Annotated in this window: 16 protein-coding genes and 1 pseudogene; 5 read left to right on the top strand and 12 right to left on the bottom strand. The window is 68.8% G+C overall.

The genetic code is table 11. The features are described 5' to 3' along the window. Positions 1-171: 171 nt before the first annotated feature. Positions 172-2,769, top strand: a complete 2,598-nt coding sequence (gene rph / locus C8250_RS02370) for a rifamycin-inactivating phosphotransferase (protein WP_138352436.1) — start codon at positions 172-174, stop codon at positions 2,767-2,769. 57 nt (positions 2,770-2,826) lie between these two features. Here the strand turns inward: rph and C8250_RS02365 are convergent, their stop codons facing one another. After that, positions 2,827-3,318: a pyridoxamine 5'-phosphate oxidase family protein gene (locus C8250_RS02365; protein WP_138352437.1), complete on the bottom strand. Its 492-nt coding sequence runs from the start codon at positions 3,316-3,318 to the stop codon at positions 2,827-2,829. A gap of 72 nt (positions 3,319-3,390) precedes the next feature. Continuing rightward, positions 3,391-3,756, bottom strand: a pseudogene (locus tag C8250_RS02360) (LysR family transcriptional regulator); the annotation flags it as partial. A gap of 758 nt (positions 3,757-4,514) precedes the next feature. On the opposite strand from C8250_RS02360, the gene C8250_RS02355 reads away from it, so the two are divergent. Continuing rightward, a complete protein-coding gene (locus C8250_RS02355; protein WP_187144704.1) occupies positions 4,515-5,588 on the top strand; it encodes a PAS domain-containing protein in 1,074 nt (357 codons plus the stop codon). A gap of 7 nt (positions 5,589-5,595) precedes the next feature. Here C8250_RS02355 and C8250_RS02350 read toward each other — a convergent pair whose 3' ends face one another. The 7 genes from C8250_RS02350 to C8250_RS02320 form a co-directional block, all read right to left on the bottom strand. After that, a complete protein-coding gene (locus C8250_RS02350) occupies positions 5,596-6,861 on the bottom strand; it encodes an MFS transporter (RefSeq protein ID WP_138352439.1) in 1,266 nt (421 codons plus the stop codon). A 125-nt stretch (positions 6,862-6,986) separates the two neighbouring features. After that, the gene (locus tag C8250_RS02345; RefSeq protein ID WP_307811437.1) at positions 6,987-8,936 is read right to left on the bottom strand and encodes a PEP/pyruvate-binding domain-containing protein; all 1,950 of its coding nucleotides are present in this window, start codon (positions 8,934-8,936) and stop codon (positions 6,987-6,989) included. A 62-nt stretch (positions 8,937-8,998) separates the two neighbouring features. After that, positions 8,999-10,372, bottom strand: a complete 1,374-nt coding sequence (locus tag C8250_RS02340) for an ATP-grasp domain-containing protein (RefSeq protein WP_138352440.1) — start codon at positions 10,370-10,372, stop codon at positions 8,999-9,001. Between the two features lie 364 nt (positions 10,373-10,736). Continuing rightward, positions 10,737-12,998: an excinuclease ABC subunit UvrA gene (locus tag C8250_RS02335; protein ID WP_138352441.1), complete on the bottom strand. Its 2,262-nt coding sequence runs from the start codon at positions 12,996-12,998 to the stop codon at positions 10,737-10,739. 116 nt (positions 12,999-13,114) lie between these two features. Continuing rightward, positions 13,115-13,882 (bottom strand): ABC transporter permease, encoded by a 768-nt coding sequence (locus C8250_RS02330; protein WP_138352442.1) that lies wholly within the window; start codon positions 13,880-13,882, stop codon positions 13,115-13,117. Then, a complete protein-coding gene (locus C8250_RS02325; RefSeq protein WP_138352443.1) occupies positions 13,872-14,855 on the bottom strand; it encodes an ATP-binding cassette domain-containing protein in 984 nt (327 codons plus the stop codon). Before C8250_RS02325 ends, C8250_RS02330 begins: the two co-directional genes overlap by 11 nt. A gap of 74 nt (positions 14,856-14,929) precedes the next feature. Continuing rightward, positions 14,930-15,799, bottom strand: coding sequence for a siderophore-interacting protein (locus tag C8250_RS02320; protein WP_138352444.1), 870 nt, complete (start codon positions 15,797-15,799; stop codon positions 14,930-14,932). Positions 15,800-15,912: 113 nt separating this feature from the next. Between C8250_RS02320 and C8250_RS02315 the strand changes: the two genes are divergently transcribed. From C8250_RS02315 to C8250_RS02305, 3 genes are all read left to right on the top strand, one after another. Beyond that, entirely contained in the window at positions 15,913-16,752 is an 840-nt protein-coding gene (locus tag C8250_RS02315) for a TetR/AcrR family transcriptional regulator C-terminal domain-containing protein (RefSeq protein WP_138352445.1), read from the top strand. A gap of 314 nt (positions 16,753-17,066) precedes the next feature. Then, the gene (locus C8250_RS02310) at positions 17,067-17,714 is read left to right on the top strand and encodes an LmbU family transcriptional regulator (RefSeq protein ID WP_232485274.1); all 648 of its coding nucleotides are present in this window, start codon (positions 17,067-17,069) and stop codon (positions 17,712-17,714) included. 37 nt (positions 17,715-17,751) lie between these two features. Beyond that, positions 17,752-17,958, top strand: a complete 207-nt coding sequence (locus C8250_RS02305; RefSeq protein WP_138352446.1) for a ferredoxin — start codon at positions 17,752-17,754, stop codon at positions 17,956-17,958. A gap of 65 nt (positions 17,959-18,023) precedes the next feature. Here the strand turns inward: C8250_RS02305 and C8250_RS02300 are convergent, their stop codons facing one another. From C8250_RS02300 to kynU, 3 genes are all read right to left on the bottom strand, one after another. Continuing rightward, positions 18,024-19,316 carry a cytochrome P450 gene (locus tag C8250_RS02300; protein ID WP_232485275.1) on the bottom strand — a complete coding sequence of 431 codons (1,293 nt, stop codon included), beginning with the start codon at positions 19,314-19,316 and terminating at the stop codon, positions 18,024-18,026. 26 nt (positions 19,317-19,342) lie between these two features. Next, the gene (locus tag C8250_RS02295; protein WP_138352447.1) at positions 19,343-20,383 is read right to left on the bottom strand and encodes a methyltransferase; all 1,041 of its coding nucleotides are present in this window, start codon (positions 20,381-20,383) and stop codon (positions 19,343-19,345) included. Positions 20,384-20,447: 64 nt separating this feature from the next. Further along, complete coding sequence (kynU, locus tag C8250_RS02290; RefSeq protein WP_138352448.1) at positions 20,448-21,710, bottom strand: kynureninase; 1,263 nt, start codon at positions 21,708-21,710, stop codon at positions 20,448-20,450. Positions 21,711-21,766: the final 56 nt, after the last annotated feature.

Below are 21,766 nucleotides of genomic sequence, written 5' to 3'. Positions count from 1 at the left end.
GGCAAGACCCCGGTGGTGCCGCAGAATCGTCGGCCGAGGCCACAACCTGCGGAAAGAGGAGCACCACGTGCGTGTGTTGTTGTCGCCAAGAGGCGCGACAGAGTTGGAGGCACCGGTGATTCGATCGGCCGCCGCAGTGCAACGGAACACGGCTGCCTCGGAGGTAACGCCATGACTGAGCAGTACGTATTGGACCTTCAAGAGGTCGACGAGACCCAGGTCGCGGTCGTCGGTGGCAAGGGCGCGCACCTGGGCGGGCTGTCGCGGATCGAAGGCATCCGCGTGCCGGGTGGCTTCTGCGTGACCACGGACGCGTTCCGGCGGATCATGGCGGAAGCGCTGTCGATCGACGACCAGCTCGACCAGTTGTCGCGTGTGAACCCGGACGACCGGGAGGCGATCCGCACCCTCAGCGCGCAGATCCGTCGGACCATCGAAGGGATTGCCATCCCGGGTGATCTCGCGGCGGCGATCACCCGCTCGCTCGCCCGGCTCGGCGAGCAGGCCGCCTACGCCGTCCGGTCCAGCGCGACGGCGGAGGACCTGCCGACAGCGTCCTTCGCCGGCCAGCAGGACACGTACCTGAACATCGTGGGGCCGACGGCGATCCTTCAGCACGTCAGCCGGTGCTGGGCCTCGCTGTTCACCGAACGGGCCGTGACCTACCGCCGGCGCAACGGCATCGACCACCGTACGGTCCACATGGCCGTGGTCGTGCAGCAGATGGCCTTCCCGCATGCGGCCGGTATCCTGTTCACCGCCGACCCCGTCACGGGCAACCGGAAGGTCGCCACCGTGGACGCCGGCTTCGGCCTCGGCGAGGCCCTGGTCTCCGGCCTGGTGAACCCGGACGTCTACACGGTGCGACACGGCGAAGTCATCGCCAAGGCGATCGGCGCCAAACAGCGTGCCATTTACGCCCTGCCCGCCGGCGGCACGCAGGAAGTGGCGATCGACTCGCAGCGGCAGGAGCAGCCGGCGCTGACGGATGCGCAGGTCGTGCTGCTCGTACAGCTCGGGCGGCGGATCGAAGCGCACTTCGGCCGCCCGCAGGACATCGAATGGTGTCTGGTCGACGACGGCTTCCAGATCGTTCAGAGCCGGCCGATCACGACGCTGTTCCCCATCCCCGAGTCGGGCGACCAGGAGAATCACGTCTACGTCTCCGTCGGTCACCAGCAGATGATGACCGACCCCATGAAGCCCCTGGGGTTCTCCATGTGGCAGCTGACGGCCATGGTGCCGATGCACGAGGCCGGCGGGAGGCTGTTCGTCGACGTCACCCGGCGCCTGGCCTCGCCCGCGAGCCGCGCCGGCCTCCTGGACATCATGGGGAAGGGCGATCCGCTGGTCAGGGACGCTCTGGAGACCGTTCTCGACCGCGACGGCTTCGTCCCGTCGCTCCCGGACGCAGGTCCCGGCGGGCCGCCGGCCGGCAGCCCGCCCGCCCCGATCGACACCGATCCGGCCATCGTCACCGAGCTGATCGAGCGCAGCCGGCTGTCCATCGCCGCCCTGGAGCGCGCCATCCGGACGAAGACCGGACCGGCGCTCTTCGACTTCCTGCGGGAGGCCTTCGAGGAGCACAAGCGAGTCCTCAGCGACCCGTTGAGCCTGCAGGTGATCATGGCGGGGATGGAGTCCACCTGGTGGCTCAACGACAAGCTGCAGGAGTGGCTGGGCGAGAAGAACGCGGCTGACACGCTCACGCTGTCCGCCCCCGACAACGTCACGTCGGAGATGGGACTGGCGCTGCTCGACGTGGCGGACGTGATCCGCCCGTATCCGGAGGTGGTGACGTTCCTGCAGGGCGTCGAGGACGAGGGTTTCCTGGACGAGCTGGCGAAGGTCGCGGGCGGGACCGAGGCGCGTGACGCCATCGAGGCCTACCTCGACCGGTACGGCATGCGCTGCGTCGGCGAGATCGACATCACGAGGCCACGTTGGCGCGAGCGCCCCACCACGCTCGTGCCCGTGATCCTCGACAACGTCAGGATCTTCGAGCCGGGCGCCGCCGAGCGGCGTTTCGAGGAAGGGCGGCAGAAGGCGCTGAAGAAGGAGCAGGACGTCCTGTCACGCCTGCGGGCCCTGCCGGACGGCGACCGGAAAGCCGACGAGACCAAGCGGATGATCGACCGGGTCCGGACCTTCATCGGGTACCGGGAGTACCCGAAGTACGGCATCATCAGCCGCTACTTCGTCTACAAGCAGGCCCTGCTGGCGGAGGCCGAGCGTCTTGTGCAGGCTGACGTGCTCCCTGCCAAGGAGGACATCTTCTACCTCACGTTCCAGGAGTTTCACGACGTCGTGCGCTCTCACCAGGTGGATGACCAGCTCATCCAGGAGCGCAAGGACGCGTTCCGCTCGTATCACGCGCTCACACCGCCCCGGGTGCTCACCTCGGACGGTGAGGCCGTCACCGGGGCGTACCGACGTGACGACGCGCCGGCCGGCGCCCTGATCGGCCTGCCGGTTTCCGCTGGGACTATTGAGGGACGGGCCCGCGTCATCCTTGACATGGCGGAGGCCGATCTCGAAGCGGGCGACATCCTGGTCACCGCCTTCACGGACCCCAGCTGGTCGCCGCTGTTCGTCGGCATCGCGGGCCTGGTGACGGAGGTGGGTGGCCTGATGACCCATGGCGCCGTGATCGCCCGTGAGTACGGCTTGCCGGCCATCGTCGGCGTGGAGCAGGCCACCCGGCTGATCAAGGACGGGCAGCGGATCCGCGTGCACGGAACCGACGGGTACATCGAGATCCTGTCGTGACCTGTCAGGCCGATCGGGCCGACTAGACCGACCAGACCGGGAGGCGCCGGAGCGAGGTCAGTGCTTCCGTACGACGCGCTCCGGCGTGCCCGGCTTCCAGATCGTGACGTCCATGTGGCCGCCGCCGACCTCTACCGCTGACGCGGCGGTCACATCGGCCGCGTAGAAGTGGTCGAAGTCGCGCCCCCGGAGATCGAGTCCGGTGTCTTCGAACAGGTCGGTGGCGAACCGCTGATGCAGCGCCTTGTCCTGGACGTCGACGACGACGCCCCACAACTTCGCGTCACCGTCCTTGACCTCGGCGTCGACCGTTGCCGTGTGCAGGCAGAAGCGCGGGTCGCGGCCCAGGTCCCGGAATTTGGTGGTGTCCGGCATGCCCACGATCCACAGCTGGTCTTCGAACACTCTCGGTTCGATCGGACTGATCCGCGGGAATCCGTCCGAGCGGAGAGTGGCAAGGAGGCACAGGTTGCCTGTGGCGGCATGACGGCGGGTGAAGATGCCGGCGATCCGCGGCGCGCCCTCGGTGAACTCTTTCCAGGTCGTCATGGTTGTGACGCTACGACAACGCGGGCCTGAGCGGCAGGCAACACGCGACCTCGGCCCCCGGGCCCACCCCGGTCAGAGGCGTGTTGCTACGCGGATCAGGTCGGCGACTGCGCGAAGTCGGCTCTGTGACGGCCAAGCGATCACCGTTGTCACCGGCGGAGCGTCCATGACCGGTACGGCGGCGAGATCCCGGCTCAGGTCGGTGCCGGCGGACTCGGGTCGCCGGCGGCGCCGGATTTGACGGCGAGGACGAGGCTGGGTCGCGGTTGCGCGGCCTGCTGGGTACGCCGCTCCGCCGCGGCTACCGCGCTGAGGATGGCGCGCCCCTCGGAGAGCAGCACCGCTCCCGCTTCGGTGAGGGTGACCTTGCGGCTGGTGCGCTCCAACAGCGTGACCCCGAGCTTGTCGCTCGAGCCGGGTGATCGCGCGGGACAGGGGCTGCTCGTCAACAGTGCGGGTACCACCGACGGTTGTACCGCCTCGGCACTGCCCGACAGGGCACGGACAGCCGGCAGCGAGCTGCGCAGCTCGGCCAGCGCCGTTCGTCCTTTTCCACGCGGTCACCTCAACGGCGACCAAGCCACGCTGCTACCCGCCTGCACCGCACCCATCTTCGTCGCGAGCCCGGGTCCTTCGGGCCATCGAACCGCCCGTCCTCCGGCCGTGGTGCGCCTGACTGCATTGCTGGGATCCATTCCGTCCCTGCAAGCTCCCAACGTAGGTCCTGCGTGTCCACCCACCAGAGTTCGGGATACCCGTGCCCTCGCTATCAGTTCACTATCGGAACCGTTCTCACCGGGCGCCAGGAAGCCTGGCTGAGAAGGGACCTCCAAGGGCCGCTGGAAAGCCGTGGAGCTTGCCAGGAAGGTAATTTTCGCGCGTAGCGTCAACCGATCCGAGAGGTGTATCGCTCATGAGATCTCATCTGAAGCAGAGGCGTGGACTGCTGGAGAGGCGCGATGCCGGTGTCGAGCGTACTTCACCAGGTGCGCTCGACACCGGCACGTCGACGGGGTGGTGTGCCGAGCTGACGAATCGTGCATCGCCGGCGCTGGCCCGTCAGGGGCCTGATCGTCGATCATGGTCTGTGTGGTGGGGAACTAGGCACGTTCGACGATGGGCCGCTGCACTCGATACGCCGGCGCCGATTACCAGCCGATGACCACGGGATCCGATGAAGAATGGGGGAGTTGGGTATGTACGCAGAAGCGGATGACGGGCGGGCCCTGCGGGAGCCCGGCAATTGGGAGGCGTCGGCCCGGAAGCCGCCGGTGCAGCAGGACCGTTCGGAATTTGCGCGGTGGTTCGAGGCGATTGCCGTGTTCGCGCCGGCGCCGGCGTTCATCCGGGACGGGCAGGGCCGGTATTTGTGGGTCAACGCCGCCTACGCGCACCTTTACTGCAGGGAGCCCGACGATGTCGTCGGGAGGGCCGTCGAGGAGATCGACACACCCGCCGACGCGGCCATGTTCCGCGCGCTCGACCGCGAGGTGCTCCTGTCCGGCAGGCCCGTCCGTCATACCCTTTCCTTCCGGCATCCCGACGGGTTACCCCGCCAGGTGACCGGGCACCGCTTCGTGCTCGACGTCGGCTGCGGTCCGCGTGTGGGCGGCATCTATGTCGACCTCACCGACCACACCCGGGTCCTGGAGGACAAGACCGTCGCCGACGAGGAACTGCACGCGTTGCGGGAGCGTACGGGGCTCGCCGTCGTGACACTGGACCTGAGCGGCCGGGTGCGGAGAGTCAGTGGCGGCGCCGCCCAACTGCTGGGGAGCGGCCGCAGCGCCCTGGAGGGAAGCTGGGCCGCCGAGCATCTGGACGGTGGTCTCGATGACGGCACGGTGCGGCGCGTATGGGCGGACCTCGTCGCGGGACGGACCTCCCGGTACAGCGGCTCGGTGGTCTGCCGTACGGCCTCCGGCGGCAACAGGGTGCTGCGGACCGACCTGGCGGTGGTCAGGAGGCAAGGAGCGCCCGACCACATCGCAGCCGTTCTGACCGCGCTGAGCGCCGAGTTCCGCGGAAGGCCGCGTCTGAGTCCGGTGCAGTTGCGCGTGCTCACGTTGATGGCCGGCGGCCGCCCGAACACGGTCATAGCCTCCGACCTCGGACTGTCGCGGCAAGCGCTGGACTACCACCTGCGGCGACTGCGCGGTGTGCTGGACGCCGCTTCCCGTCCGGCGATGGTGGCTCGCGCCTACGCTCTGGGCATTCTCGACGCCACCGCCTGGCCGCCGCGGGCCGCCGACGCCCTCTCCCGGCATTGACCAGGTCTCAGGCCTCCTCGGGAGCTGGACGGACCCGGTCACGACGGACGAGCCACAGGACGACGCTGACGACCAGAAGCAGCAGGCACGTTCCCACGGCCGCGTGCACCAGGAGGGCGTCGAGGCGGTCGGCCGCGAGGTAGGCGCCGACGGCCAGCGCGACCAGGGCGCACACCCCGCGGTCGATGATGGACTCCAACGACAGGAGCGTTGCGCGGTAAGGGGTCTGCGGGATCGCCGCGTTGATCAGGTTCCGCTGGACCGGGTAGGCGAGACCGGTCGCCGCCGCGAAGACACACAGCCATCCGACGGTGGCCATGGCCCCGGCCATGGTGGTGGCGGCCAGGGACAGGGCCATCACGAGGCTCAGGACGGTGACGATGACCGTGTCCGACAGCTTGCCGCGGACCCAGCCCGGCCGTGCCGAACCGACGGCCTCGGCCACGGTCATGGCGGACAGCACCGCGCCGTGGTCGGCGACCGGAATGGCCTTGTCGAGGAGTAGCGGCTGGAAGAGGTTGACCTGGCAGATGCGGGCCAGCGTGAAGATGGCGACGCCCTGCACCATCAAGGGTCCCAGAGATCGCGAGTTCTTGAGCAAGGTCAGTGCCTGGCGGGCGGAGCTGAGGAGGCCGGCGCGCTCAGCGTGCGGGCGCTGTGCCTCGTGGTCCGCGGCGAGGGCGGGGAGTGCGCCGGCGCAGGCCAGCGAACCGAGTGTGCAGGCGGCTGTCAGCAGGTAGGGGGCTTGGTGCTGGAGGTGCATCAGGACGCCGACCAGCGGCCAGCAGGCGATTTTCGCCCACAGTCCGAGGGACCTCGCGGTGCCCTCCGCCTGGACGTAGTGCTCGCCGGCACCGTTGGCGTGCAGGTACTCGTACAGGTAGGCGCTGGAGGCTCCGGACACCAGGGACCGGGCGGCGGCGATGGCCAGAAAGTGCAGCAGGAAGCCCGAGAAGGAGGGCCAGGCCACCGGGACCAGGTTGGCGGCGGTCATCACCGCCGCTCCCAGTTGCAGGCAGCGTCGCTGTCCGATGCGGTCCGCGAGGAGACCGGTGGGTATTTCCAGCAGGCAGAACGCCACGTAGTAGATGCTCTGGATGCCGAAGATCTGGCTGTCCGACAGCCCCGCCTGCCTCTGGTACTCGTAGAAGACCGGCATCCACCACAGCAGGTTGAACAGCAGTTGGAAGCCGTTGTTCAGGCGGATCACGCGCAGGACGTTCTTGCGCAGGGGGGCGCGGCGCTTCGCACGCGCGAGCAGGGAAACAGGCATGGGTGACCTTCGTCGATGAGCGGGACGGTGCGAGGGGCCGGCTTCCCCGAGAGTGCGCGGGCGACCACGGGGGACGGGCCCCACCACACCGGAAGTCCTGTGGTGGTGGGGCCTGCCGGGCGGTGTCAGGCGCTGTAGGGCCTCAGCTGGAGGATGTGGAGCCGGCCACCGGGTGCGAGGAGCCATTCGATGTCGAGCGGCACCGCGAAGGTGTAGTCGGTGGCGAAGTGGGACTGGAGCAGGCGGCCGGCCAGCGCGAGCTCGCCGAGGTGGTCCTGCGTGTGCGGGTCCAGGTCCTCGGAGGCCGCACCGAGCGAGATGGTACGGCCGCCGCCCTCCACGGTGTTGTAGAGGTACTGCAGGGGCAGCGTGGTGCCGTCGACGATGTCGGAGGTGGAGCCGTGCGCGCAGTTCAGGTAGACGTTGCGGAAGTCGGCCCTGTTGGTCGGGTTGCAGGTGACCATCACGCCTCCGAGCGGGGATGCCTCGTACCGCTGGACGATCACGCCCATGTACGTGTCGTCGAGGGAGATGCCTGCCTGGTGGCGCAGCCGCACGCTACGGGGGGACAGCAGGGACGCCCACACGTGGCGGATGGCGTCCAGGAGTCCGGGGAGATCGGTGACCTTGGTGTGCGACTCGTAGATGCCCGCGGCGGAAAAGCCCGGCAGGTCTTCGGCGTTGGAGGAGGAGCGCACAGCGAAGCGGCTCGTTCCAGCCAGGTGCTTGACCAGATGCGTGTCGAGCGCGCTGACCAGGTCCTCGGGCACCGGCAGGGTGCGCACCAGGTGCTGCAACTGGACGCAGGCGGTGTCCACGGCGTCCATGGCATCCAGTTCCAGGGCCATCTTCAGCTTGCCGATGCTCTGCTGCACCGCAGGCGAGGAGTCCAGAAATCGCTGCTGGACGGCGAAGGGGACGGCTATCCCCTCCGGTGCGCTGACGCGCCGGGCCAGGAACGCACCGGCGGCCTCGGCCAGATCGGCGTGCTCGGGCGTCTGCAGGCGGCCCGCCAGGTGGCCGAGCAGGTCGGGCCTGGGCGGGCGCGGTACGGAGTAGTAGCCGGTCAGCCGGGCCGAGCCGTGGCGCAGCACATGGTGCAGCTCGCCGAGGTTGGCCGCCTTGGTGCCGTAGCTGCGCCGGTCGTGGGAGCGGAGTTCACTCAGCGGCACGATGGGGACGTCGGCGACCTGGGGGGCGTCGAGCCTGATGCGCTGGGTGTGCCACGTCGGTTCGTTGAGGTCGGACGGCTGCTCGGCGCGTTCGACGACAGCGGTGTCGGCCAGCACCTCGTAGCGGATCCAGGCGCCGTCGAGGTCCTCGGCGGCGATCCGGTCCAGGACACCGCGCACGATGGCGTTGGGGATGCCCCAGCCGGCCGCCAGCATGTTGGTGTGCGACAGGGGGGTCGTGGGCGAGCCGTTGATCAGGCCGGCGAGCCGCGGGATGTCGTCCGGGACCACCGGCATGGCGACGATGTCGTACCACGTGAGTCCGGGGCGGGCGGCGAGGTACTCCTCGGTGGAGGTGAAGGCCCGCAGCCGGCCGACGGCCGAGCCGAGGGTGAGCGGTACGAAGGGGGCGGCCGCGAAGAGCTCGTGGCCCTGGGTGCGCGGCAGCACGGTCTCGGGCACGGAGGTGAGAGCGTTCGCCTGGCCGTGGTTGGCCGGCTTGATCAGCAGCGCCAGCGCGCTGTCGAGCTGCTCGCGGACGAAGGAGTAGAACTCGGTGAGCAGCGTCGCGCCCATGGTGTCGGCCTCGGTCGTCTCCAGCACCAGGAACGGCTGTGACTGGTCCTCGGGCCCGCCGAAGTGCAGGGACAGGACACCGAGCAGGAACCGGCGCTCCGGGTCCTGGTAGACGCTGTGGTTGAAACTGTCGAGCTCGGAGTCGAGTTCCTCCAGGGTCAGCGCCTGGATCTCGGTGGCGATGTAGTTGACGTGGAAGGAGTGCACGGCGCTGTCGAGGATGTGCCACACACCCTGTTGCCGGTCCACGACGACCTTGACGTAAGGGTGGCCGCCGAGGACGCCGCACAGCTGCTCGAACAGGGGCAGGGTGAGCACACTGCCCACGACTGCTCCCTGGTGAGCCGTGGTCGGTGCGCCCGTCCCGGGCACGGGAGTGCCGGAGTTCGTCATGAGGTACTCCGCGAGGTCGGACAGGTGGCGGCGAGCTCGTGGGGAAGGGATTCGACGATGCGTCCGCAGTCGGCGAGCAGTGCGGGGCCGGAATCGGCTGCGACAAAGCACAGGGCGGCCATGGAGTTGGCTCCTCCGGCCTCCTCGTAGGCAGGCATGACCGTGCCGGGCGGGAGACTGAGCTCGCGGACGAGCTCGATCCGGGACCCGCCACTGAGCAGGGAGGACCAGTCCACCGCGGCGAAGTCCCAGCGCGGAAGGTGCTGCCACGGCTCGCCCGCGGTGTCGGCGGCGAGGATGACCAGCGAGCCCGCGGCGCCCGAGCCCTCGGTCAGCATCCGCGACGGGTATACGACCTTCTCACCGAGCAACTGGCGCACCAGCATGCCGATCATGTCCAGGCTGAAAACGGTCTCCACCCGGCAGGTGGTCATCACGCCGCCGAACCGGGCCGCGGTCTCGATCAGCCACATCGCGCCGTCCGCACCGAGCTTGATCTCGGTGTGCGTGGCGCAGGTGCCGAGTCCGAGCGCGTCGACCGCGGCTCGGGACACGTCCTCGATGCGACGTTGCAGCGCCTCGGGCAGTGCGGCCGGGGTGATGCTGGCGCGTTCGGTGAAGGGCGGGATGGTCGGCATGCGTCCGGTGATGCACAAAGGGTGGTAGGTACCGTCGGCGACGATTCCCTCCACGCTGACGTAGTCCCCCCAGCCGGGTCCGTCGAACCAGTCGGTCGCGTCTCCGATGACGATCTCTTCGAGGAGGAAGTCGCTCACGCCCTCGTCCGCTGAGTGCAGTTCCGCGTAACCCTCCTCGGACGACGCCTCCATGACGGAGCGTCCGATCCGCCAGCCGCGCTCCGCCTCCTGTTCGTTCCGCACCGTGAGGTGAGCTGTGGAGCCCGCGCTCCACGCCGCCTTGAGGAGCAGCGGCGGCTTCAGCGATTCGAAGGCGAGGGCGATGTCGCCGGACGAGTGGATCTCGGCGAAGCCCGGAACGGGAACCCCGGCGTCGTGCCAGATCTGCCGCATCAGCCGCTTGTCCCGGGCGGCCAGCACCTGCTCGCCCGCACCGGCCAGACCGAGCTGCAGGCAGGCGTGCGCGACGGCCACCACCGCGTATTCCGAGAGTGTCAGCACGGCGGCGGCCTCGACGCGAGTGGCGTGGGCGCAGATCAGGTTCACCAACTCCGCACCCTCCTGCGGCTGCACGCGGGTGACCGAGGCACACCAGGGCTGCCACGCCATCTCGGTGGACTGCGGCAGTGGTGCGAGCGCCAGTACATGCACGTCGCCGTGTGCGGCGATCTTCGGGAGGGCGTATTCCAGAGGCGGTCCGCCCTTGGCGTAGATGAACAGGATCGGGTTCACGGCACTCCTGGTGTCGGGCGGGGCGCTGCGCGCACCGCTGCGGTTTCGTCCGGTCGTCGTCGGCATGGCATTGCCTTGAACGGGCCGTCAGTAACCAAAACATGACAGAACGCGATGTGTGGACACTTGTGCGGTCATTCGATTAGGCGTCCGCCAAACAACCAGGAGTGAGCGAGTCGTCGCTGAGTGGGAATCAGCCATCGCGAGAACGGGCGGCCGAAGAGGGGAGCCGAGCCGATCGGGGGAGTGCAGCCCGCTTCGCGGGGGCGTCAGGCGTCGTAGGAGTGGCCGTGCCGGCCGAGGAAACGGCTACTCCCCGGGCGTAGCCGCCAGGGGAGTCGCCGTGTGGCGGCGTGCGGACACGTCATGTGCCCGCGAGGTCCCGGCGAAGAAATTCGGCGGTATGGGAGTTCTCGGCCTTCAGGAGGTCCGAGGGCGTTCCTTCGAACAGGATCCGGCCGCCGCCGCTGCCTCCTTCGGGGCCCAGGTCGATGATCCGGTCGGCACTTTTGATGACGTCGATGTTGTGCTCGATGACGATCACGGTGTTGCCCTGGTCGACGAGGCGCTCGATGATGCCGAGGAGTCGCTGGGTGTCGGACATGTGCAGACCGGTGGTGGGCTCGTCCAGGACGTAGACGCTGCCGACCCGGTGCAGGTCGGCCGCGAGCTTGAGACGTTGGCACTCGCCGCCGGACAGGGTGCTGAGCGGCTGGCCGAGGCGGAGGTAGTCCAGGCCCACCTCGGTCAGCGCGTGCAGGACCTGGCGGAGCTTGGGTTCCGTGAAGAACTCCGCCGCCTCGGCCGCTGTCATCTCCAGTACGTCGCTGATCGACCGGCCGCGCAGCCGGTAGCCGAGGACGTCGTCGGAGAAGCGGCGGCCCTGGCAGACCTCGCAGACGGACTTCAGCGTCTCCATGAACGCCAGGTCGGTGTAGAGCATGCCGAGCCCCTGACAGTTCTCACAGGCGCCTTTGGAGTTGGCGCTGAACAGGGAGGCACTGACGCCGTTGGCCTTGGCGAACAACTTGCGGATGGTGTCCAGCAGCCCCGTGTAGGTGGCCGTGTTGGACCGCCGGCTGCCCGTCACCGCGGACTGGTCGATGACGATGGCATCCGGATACCGGCTCAGGAACTCGTCATTGACCAGTGAGCTCTTTCCCGACCCGGCCACGCCGGTGACCACGGTCAGGACGCCGGTGGGAAAGTCGACCGTGACGTCCTTGAGGTTGTGGCCGCTCGCGTTGCGGACAGTGAGGGTCCCGGTGGGCTGCCGGGGCTCGGACCGCAGGGGAAGAGCGTGCCGGAGGTGGCGGCCGGTGAGGGTGTCAGCGTCGGCGAGGCCGGCGAAGGTCCCCTCGAAGACGACTTCGCCGCCCAGCGTTCCGGCCTGGGGTCCCATGTCCACCACATGGTCGGCGATGGCCATGATGTCGGGGTCGTGCTCGACCACCAGCACGGTGTTGCCCTTGTCCCGTAGTTTGACCAGGAGTTCCTTGAGCCGGTGGACGTCCCGGGCGTGCAGGCCGACGCTGGGTTCGTCGAAGACGTACATCATTCCGGTCAGGCTGCTGGACAGATGACGGACCATCTTGATGCGCTGCGACTCCCCGCCCGACAGCGTGCGGGTCTCCCGGTCCAGGCTCAGATAGCCGAGACCGATGTCGACCAGGTGGCGGAGGCGGGAGGTCAGGTCGTTCAGGACGGGCTTCACGTGGGGCAGGTCCCATGCCGCCAGGACCGCCGCGAGATGTTCGGTCTCCATCGCGGTGAGGTCCGCGATGTGGTGGCCGGCGATGCGGGTGGCGCGAACGGCGGGGGCGAGGCGCGTGCCGTCGCAGGCGGTGCAGGCAGCCGAGCGGGTGAACCGCTGGAACACCTGGCGGCCGCGCTCCGACATGTCCTCCTTCTTGATGTACAGCCTGGTGAACTTGTCGGCGATGCCTTCGTACTTGACGTTCAGGGTGTTGCCCTGCCAATTGAGACGGATTTTGTGCGGTGTCTCGCCGTGCAGCAGGTGCTGCCACTCGTGATCGGTGAAGTCGGCCAGCGGGGTGTCGCCGTTGAAGAGGCCGGACTCCACGTAGCTCAGCCAGTACCAGCTGTCAGGGGAGAAGTCCGGGTGCAGCAGGGCGCCTTGGTTGAGGGACTTGGTGCGGTCGACGAAGGCGTCGAGGTCGAGCTCGACGATCGTGCCCAGGCCTTCGCAGACCGGGCACATGCCTGCGGGGTTGTTGAAGGAGAAGGCGCTCGGCGGAAGGCCGGTCGGCTCTCCCGCACGGGAGAACAGCAGTCGGAGCAGCGGGTGGGTGTCGGTGATGGTGCCCACGGTGGAGCGCGGGTTGCCGCCGAGGCGATTCTGGCCGATGACGATCGCGGCGGAGATGTTCTCGATGGCGTCCATGTCCGGGCGGCCCTGGTCGGGCAGGAAGTTGCGGACGAAGCTGGTGAAGGTCTCGTTGAGCTGGCGCTGTGCCTCGGCCGCGATGGTGTCGAACACCAGGGAGGACTTGCCCGAGCCGGAGACACCGGTGAAGACCGTCAGTTGGTTCTTCGGGATCGCTACCGAGACGTTCTTGAGGTTGTTCTCCCTCGCACCGGTCACCTTGATGGCCTCGGTACTCACATGCGCTCCTCGGGGTGGTACGGGTGAGGCTCCGGAGGGAACCTCGGGTGGTGGTCGGGGGAGGGGGTGTCATCGGCCGGGCGGGTCGGTCCGCGGCCCGCCCGGCCGACGGTTCGTCAGGCGTTCTCCTTTTGGAACGTGCGGGTGCCCCAGACCAGCGCCAACACGGTCATGAGCAACAGGATCAGGCAACCGGTGAGCAGCCCAGTCGCCTGCAGGTCACCTCGGAACGCTGCACGTTCGGCATCGACGATGTGGGTCAGGGGATTGATCCGCGCCAGGTTGTAGAGCCAGGCGGGGGCCAGTTCCCTGGTGACCGGCAGCAGCACGCCGGACAGCAGCAGGAGCGGCAGCAGCACCATGTTCATCAGCGAGGGAAACGCGGCCTCGCTCTTGAGGATCAGCGCGAGCGCGTACGACCCCGAGGAGAGCGTGATGGCCAGCACCGCGGCGATCAGCAGGCTCAGCAGCATGCCGGAGACGGGGGCGTTCAGGTCGAAGACCAGCAGGGTGACGACCACGATCAGGGCGGACTGTGCTGTGGCCTGGGCGGCTTGGGCCAGTACCTTGCCGAACAGCAGGGCGGACCGGCTGGCCGGGGTGCCCCGGAAGCGGTCGACCACGCCGACCCGGTACTCGGTGAGCAGTCCGACTCCGGCGAACGAGCCGCTGAACAACGCCGTCTGCACGATGAGCGCCGGCGTGAGGACCGTCCAGGCGTCGTCGGAGGGGAAGCCGGGGGTGTTGCGGACCACGGTCACCATGAGTGGCCCGAAGAGGAACAGGTACAGCAGCGGCTGCATGATTCCGATGAGGAGCCAGGTGGGATTGCGCAGCGACAGTTTCATGTCCCTGGTGAAGATGAGTCCGGTGTCATGCAGCATGGGTGGCCTCCAGGGCCGGTGGTGCGGCCTCGTCGTCGCGCAGACAGCGACCGGTCAGGCTGAGGAACACGTCGTCGAGGGTGGGGCGGTTGACCTTGACCGAGGTCATGGTGATGCCCTGCTGGTCCAGAACGCGCAGCAGTTCGGGCAGGGCGGCGTCGCCGTGCGGGACCCGGAGCCGCACGGTGTCGTCGGTGATGGTGACTTCGTGGGCGCCCGGCAGCTGCTGGGCGGCGTCGGCGGCCTCGGTGGGCCGGTCGGACACCTCGATGGTGATCGTGTCGCCGGCTACGCGGGCCTTGAGTTCGTCCGGGGTGCCCTGCGCGACGATCGTTCCGTGGTCGGTCACGAGGATCCGGTCGCACAGGGCGTCGGCCTCGTCGAGGTAGTGGGTGGTGAGGAAGACGGTCATGCCCTGCTCGGCGCGCATCCGGCGGACGTGGTCCCAGAGGTTGGCCCGGCTCTGCGGATCCAGTCCGGTGGTGGGCTCGTCCAGGAAGACGAGGGCCGGTTCGTGCACCAGGCCCAGGGCGATGTCGAGCCGCCGCCGCTGGCCTCCGGAGAGCGTCTTGGCTGGACGTTGGTCCAAGCCGGCGAGGTCGAGTTGCTCGGCCAGCAGTGCTCCGCGGCGTCTGGCCTCCGATCGCGACAGTCCGTACAGCCGGGCTTGCAGCTCGATCTCCTCGCCGACCCGGGACTCCGGCCAGGTGGAGCCGCCCTGGGCCACATAGCCGATCCTGCGGCGCACTCCCTGAGGGTCCGTCAGCAGATCGCAGCCGCCCACGGTCGCGGTCCCGCCGGTGGGGCGCAGCAGCGTGGTCAGCATCCGCAGGGTCGTGGTCTTGCCTGCTCCGTTGGGCCCGAGGAACCCGACGAGTTCGCCTGCGGCCACATCGAAGTCAATGCCCTTGACCGCGTCGACGGTTCGCCCCCGCAGGGCGAACTGCCGGGCAAGACCTCGCACGGTGATCATGGGATCTCCCTCGTGTGCGGACGGCTCCTGGCTCGGACCACGTAAGGGCCCGACCGTGTACTCCTCGCTGTGGCTCATTCCGCGGTCGCCTCGGCCAGCCGCTCCTGCGCCTCGGCCATGTCCTGCTCGGTCGGCGCGTCGTCCTGGGTCAGCTTGAACCGCCAGTAGCCGCTGAAGGCGATCGACCGCTTGTCCAGTCCGCGATCGTCAACGAGGTGACGGCGGAGTGCCCGGACGGTGCCCGACTCGCCGGCCAGCCAGACGAAGGGGCGGCCCGGGGCGAACTCGGCCTTGCCTACGGTGTCGAACAGGACGTCGCTCTGTCCGGCGGCGGTTCCGTTGCGGAACACCCAGTTGACGCTGACGTCGCCGTTGGTCTCGAAGCTCTGGCGCTCGGTGTGGTCGGCGACTTCGATGTAGGCATGGGCGCGGGCTCCCTCGGGCAGCGCCTCCAGCAGGGTGCCGATCGCGGGCAGGGCGGTCTCGTCACCGATCAGCAGGAGCCAGTCGGAGTTCGCGATCGAGTCGTCGATCGAGACCGGCAGCGCGTAGACGGCCGAGGGGCCGACCATGCCGAGCTGATCGCCCGGCTGGGCGGAGGCGGCCCAGCGGGTCGCGGGGCCGGTCTCGCCGTGGAGGACGAAGTCGATCTCGATCGTGTTGGTGCCCGGTACGCGACGGCGGACGGTGAAGCTGCGCATCGTCGGACGTTCGTCCTCCGGAATGGCCAGAAACGCGTAGTACCAGCTCGTGGCGTCTCCTCCCTCTTCCGGGAGGATGGGCACCCGCTGGCCGGGGAGGGGGAAGCAGAGCTTCACCTGCTGGTCCGGTGTCCGGCCGACGGAGGCGTCGAGCTGGTCGGCGTCGAAGGTCACGCGGGCCATGTGCGGTGTGACGCGGGTGATGTCGGTGACCTGGATGAGAGATACAGGGAGTTCTGCCATTGGAAACCTTCCATGGACGTCGGCCATCCCGGGGCAGCCCGTGCCGACGTGATATCTTTACGCTGTAAAGAGATGCGTGGAAGAGGTTACTTTATGCGGTAAGGAGTTGCAAGGTGGTTGTTTTTTCCGGACAGGGCGACGCTCGCCGTTCGATGGCCCTGCTCTGGCGCACGGCCGGTTCCAAGGAGGCCAGGACGGCGCCCGGGCCCAAGCCCGGTCTCGACGTCGACACGATCGTGGCGGCGGGTATCGCCGTGGCCGACGAGCAGGGCATGGCCGACCTGTCGATGCGGGCGGTGGGCGTGTGGCTCGGGCGGAGCGCGATGGCGCTCTACACCTATGTGCCGAGCAAGAACGAACTGATCGACCTCATGCACGACCGTGTGCTGGCCGAGCTGCCCACCGCGTACGAGACCGGCGGTGGATGGCGCCCCGCGGTCGTCTCCTGGGCCGACGACGTCTGGGCGTTCTACCTGCGCCACCCGTGGGTCCTGCAGGTCTCCCAGGCCAGGCCCGTACTCGGCCCCGGCGAGTACACGCAGTTGGAGACGGTGGTGCGGATCCTCGACGGGATCGGGCTGGAGCCGTTGAAGGTCCGTCGTGTCATCTCCGTGCTCTTCCAGTTCGTTCGCGGGATGGCCCGGGTCGCAGCGGAGCTTCAGCAGGCGGGGCCGGCGACCGGCGTGTCCGACGAGGAGTGGTGGTCCGTCCGGTCCGCGCTGCTCATGGAGGCTGCTCCGGACTTCGCCCAGCGCTTTCCGGCCGTGGCGGCCTTGGAGTCGGGCGCCGCCCCCGTCGCCGTCGAGGAAGGGAGCGGCGACACCGCGCCCTATCTGGACCATGAGGCCAAGGAGGCCTTCCGGGTGGGCCTGGACCTGATCCTCGACGGCATCGACGCGGCGGTCCTGTCCACCTCGGCCGGCTCCAACCGCCCCACCTCGTCAGCTCCTTGACGGACGGACGGACGGACGGGCGGACGGTCCGGGCGGGCGGGGTGCTGCGCCGCCGCGTGGAGGCGTGAAGGCAGCAGTACCCCCCGCCCCGGGCGGCTGACTCCCATCGCGCTCACCTATAGGCGATTTTAGGACGGTCTTGATCGCTGGGAGCCCAGGAACGCAACCGGATCGGTCATATGCCGACCGGAAATGATTGTTGACTGATTCTTGAAGGTTGACCTACGGTTTTTTGGGCCGCTACATATCACGACCCCCGGCCGCATACGACTGGTACGAGATTTGGCAGTGCCTCAATTCCAGGGGAGCACCACATGGAGCACATCACCAAGGAAAACCAGCGGATCATGCCATCAACGGCCAGGCACACCACGGGTGGTAGGACAGTGCGCCCCCGGAACGCCGGACCGGAGCGCATCCTGACCACCCGGGTCGGCCTGCAGCTCCCAGCCAGACTCACTTACGACCGCTGGGAGAAGGCCGGACAGCGCATCTTCCAGATCGCCGACTCCTCCGCCTGGTGCCTGGGGGACTGGTTGGTGTACGGCCAGGAACAGTACGCCGACCGCTACCAGGCCGGCGCGGAGGCTGCCGGCCTCGACTACCAGACACTGCGCAACTACGCCTGGGTGGCGCGGCATTTCGAGCTCGGGCGACGGCGCGAGGCTCTCAGCTTCGGCCACCATGCCGAGGTCGCTTCCCTCCCGCCCGCGGAGGCGGATGTGTGGCTCGACCGGGCGGAGCAGCACAGTTGGTCCAGGAATCAGCTCAGAGCCACCCTGCGCGAGAGCCGTCAGGGCAACCGGGCGGCCACACCCCAACGTGACCACATCCCCCGGATCAGCGCCTCCGGTGACCGCGTGGAGCTCTGGCGCGAGGCCGCGTCCAAGGCTGAACGGGACTTCGAGGACTGGATAGTCGCGGCGCTCGACCGCGCCGCCGCGCACGGGCTGGATCACTGAAGGACCTTTGACTGCCCACCACCGGAGAGTCACGCTCATGCTGATCGGCATTGACCACAATACGTGTATCGGCTCGGGGCAGTGCGTCCTGACGGCGCCTGACCTGTTCACCCAGGATGACGACGGGTACTCCCGGCTCGTACCCGGAGGTACTGAGGTAGCGACGCGGCGGCAGGCGGCGGAGGCCGCCCTGTCGTGTCCTGTACGGGCCATCGCCGTGGCGGACGAGCCGTCCGCCAACTGAGCGGGACAGCGGAGTGATGGGGTCGCCCGGCACCGGTCGGCCCCCTCACCCCGCGACCGGCCGGCTCAGGCCCGCAGCCGAAGGCGCAGCGAGTTCAGCCGCCAGCTGCCGGGGAGCAGCGCGCGGTCCCACCCCGCGTCACCGTCGGCCGGCGCCAGATCAGGGTAGTGCTCCAGCAGCTTGGCGAAGGCCGCCTCGCCCTCCTGCCGGGCCAGCGTGGCACCCAGGCAGTAGTGGATACCGTGACCGAACCCCACGTGGTTCTCGGCCTGTCCGTCCTGGTGGCGCGTGACGTCCAGCCGGTCCGGGTCCGGGTACTGGCGCGGGTCGAAGTTGGCGGACACCAGCACCAGTTGGACCGCGTCGCCACGAGCAATGCGCGTCCCGGAGATCTCCAGCTCCTCGGCGGCGTAGCGCAGCCGTGCCACCTGCACCGAACCGCACCAGCGCATCAGCTCGTGGACCGCGCGCGGAATCAGCGACGGGTCCTTGCGCAGTTGCTCGAGCTGGTCGCGGTGGGTGAGCAGTGCCGCGGTGCCGTTGCCGATCAGATGCGCGCTCGTCTCGTGCCCGGCCAGCACCAGGGTCACGATCATGGTGACCATCTCGATGTCGCTGAGCCGGCTGCCGTCGTCGTCCTGGGCCCGGATCAGCGCGCTCAGCAGATCGTCCCCCAGCGCGGCGCGGCGCTGCTCGATCAGTGCATGGCAGTAGTCGATCATGACCGGGAACGAGTGCTGCAGCCGTTCGGGCCGCATCGACACCAGATCGCCTCCCCACACCCGCCACCGTTCGAGATCGATCGTCGGGATGCCGACCAGCTCACAGATCACGGTGATCGACAGTGGATACGCGAAATGCTCCAGGAAGTCGACCGCACCGTCCTGTTCATGGTCCGGGAGCTCGGCGAGCAGCCGGTCGGCGATCCGCTCGATGTCCGGCCGCAGGTCGAGGATGCGGCGAGCCGCGAAAGCCCGGGTGACCAGGCGCCGCAGTCTGGGGTGGTCCGGCGGGTCGCTGTCCAGGATGGAGCCGAGCAGATAGGCCCGCAGATGTTCGGGGACGTTGAGCAGGTCCATCATGCTCTCGCGTGGATCCGTGCCGCCCTCGCCCGGAACGTGGGAGGGCGTGTTGAGGAATCGGGGGTCGCGCAGCACGGCGCGGACGTCGTCGAAGCGGGTCACGAACCACACCGGGGTGCCGTCGACGAACCGGCCGCGGACCACCGGGCTCTGCTCGCGCATCCGCCCGTACCCGCTGAACGGGTCCGCGAGCAGGTCCGGGTCCATCATGTGCGGGCCGACGGGGCACGTCGCGCCCCCGCCGGTCGACGAGGTGCCGTGGGTAGTGAGGGACATGGTCGGCTCCGGTTCTCGCTGGGGCGTCACTTGACCGCGCTGATCACGCCGTGCGGGGTCCACCGGCCGCCTGGGAGCCGCTCGGCCTTCGCGAATCCGGCCGCGGCGAACCACTCCTCGTACTGGCCCCAGCGATAGATGGTGCTGCTCGCGGCGGGCAGGGTCGCGAAGTAGACGTTGTCGAGCGCCGCGTACAGGGGTCCGTCGCCGCTGTCGTCGGACATGGCGTTGAACACCAGCACCCGTCCGCCGTCCGGCAGGGCCGCGTAGGCCTTGCCCAGCAGGCGCACGTTCTGCTCCGGCGACCAGATCACCAGCTGGTTGGCGAACAACACGCAGTCGTGCCCTGCGGGGTAGGCGTCGGCGAAGATGTCGGCCTCGCGTACGGAGATCCGGTCGCTCAGGCCGTGCTCGGCTACCTTGCGGCGGGCGATCTCCACGGTCCCCGGCAGGTCGAGGACGGTGAACTCGACCCCCGGATTCGCCTGTGCGAGGGCGATGGCGTTCACACCGTCGCCGCCGCCGACGTCGAGTACCCGGCGCACTCCGGTCAGGTCGGCCTTCTCGAGCAGGATGGGGTTCGACAGCCGGGACCAGGACCGCATGCAGCGGTAGAACAGCTGCTCCAGGTCCGGATCGGCCGACAGCCGGTGGTACAGGTCGGTGCCGGTTCCCTTGACCCGCCGCAGGCCGATGTTGGTATTGGCGCGCAGTGAGTCCGTGAAGTCGACTTCGGCGGGGCGCACGATCCGCTCCTCGTACTCGATGAGGTCCTCGATGATGTCCCACGTTCCGTCCGCGAACATGCCGCTCAGGACATCGGCGTTGCGGTAGAGGTCGTCCTGGCGGGTCGTCAGCTGCAGCGCGGTGGTGCCCAGGAGCAGGATCTGGGTCGGGCGGTCCGCCAGACCGAGCTCTTCCCCGATCTCCTGCGCCGTCAGCCCCGGCTTCTGGTGGAGGAGCGGGAACAGGCCCAGGTTGCGGCCGGCGTTGAGCATCTGGAAGGCCGACGAACCGAAGAGGATCTGGACCAGACCATCGGTGGTGAGCGGGGACGGGTCTGACATGGCTACTCCGTATCGGATGAGGTGGAGGGGTTCGGGGGCGAGGCGCTGGGCATCGACCGGGATGTCATGTCACTCGGGCCAGACCGGCAGGCCGGGACAGATAGGTCCGCCGTTCGGCGACCTCGCGGAGGCGGTCCATCGCGTCCCAGATCTCGGTGTACCGGGTGTAGAGCGGGGACGGTCCGAGCCGCAGCCGGTCCGGGGTCCGGTAGTCGCTGATGACCTTCGCGTCCGCAGCGAGCGTCTGGCAGATCCGCCAGGCGTCCGGGTGGTGCAGCGACACATGTGAACCGCGCTGCTCCGCCGCGGTAGGTGAGGCCGGTCTGAATCCCAGCGGGGTCAGCCAGGCAGCTGCCAGATCGGCGACCAGCTGGCTCAGGAGCAGGCCCTTGGCCCGGATCTGAGCCACACCGGCCTGCTCGACAAGGGTGAGACCCGGGTCGATTGCCGCCAGCGACAGCAGCGGTGGTGTGCTCACCAAGAACCGCTCGATGCCGGGTACGGGGTCGTAGGAGGGGCCCATCCGGAACTGATCCCGCTGTCCGAACCAGCCCCAGATCGGCTGCCGTAGCTGGGTCTGTACCTCACGTCGCACATAGAGGTAGGCGGGTGAGCCCGGTCCGCCGTTGAGGTACTTGTACGTGCAGCCGACGGCGAGCTCCGCGCCGGTCGCCGCCAGTTCCACGGGAACGGCTCCGGCCGCGTGCGACAGGTCCCACAGGACCCGGGTGCCGACCGAGCGGGCCAGCTCGTTCACCCTCGCCATGTCCAGCAGCGCGCCGCTGCGGTACGACACCAGCGAGAGCACCACCAGCGCGACGTCCTGGTCCAGGGCGGAGCGCAACCGGTCGAGGTCGATGCCGCCGTCGAGGTCGGAGGGGACATGGTGCAGGCGCAGCCCGCGCTGCGCGGCCAGGCCCTGCAGGACGTACCGGTTGGTCGGGAAGTCTTCGGCGTCCATCAGGACGGTACCGCGCCCCGGCGCGGCCTCCAGCGCGGCGCCGGCCAGCTTGTACAGGTTGACCGACGTGGAGTCGGAGACCACCACCTCACCGGAGCGGGCCCCGAGCACGTGCTCGGCGAGACGGTCACCGAGCCGGCTGCCCCAGTCGATCCAGTCCTGCCAGGAACGCACCAGCCCCTCGCCCCAGCCCTGCTCCACCACCGCGCGCAGGTGGTCCGGGGTGGCCGTGGGCATTCTGCCCAGCGAGTTGCCGTCCAGATAGATCAGCTCCGGGTCGGCGATGACGAACCGCTCACGAAACGCGGCCAGGGGATCGGCCGCGTCCAGCTCCTCGGCCGCCGCGCGAGGGATGCCGCCTTCCATTGCTGCTCCTTGTCTGTCGTGTGGCTGGGCAGGTTGTGGCTGGGCAGGTCGTGTCC

The sequence above is a fragment of the Streptomyces sp. So13.3 genome, from assembly GCF_005860785.2.
Taxonomy (GTDB): domain Bacteria; phylum Actinomycetota; class Actinomycetes; order Streptomycetales; family Streptomycetaceae; genus Actinacidiphila; species Actinacidiphila fildesensis.
This window is presented reverse-complemented; position numbering and strand designations above follow the sequence as displayed.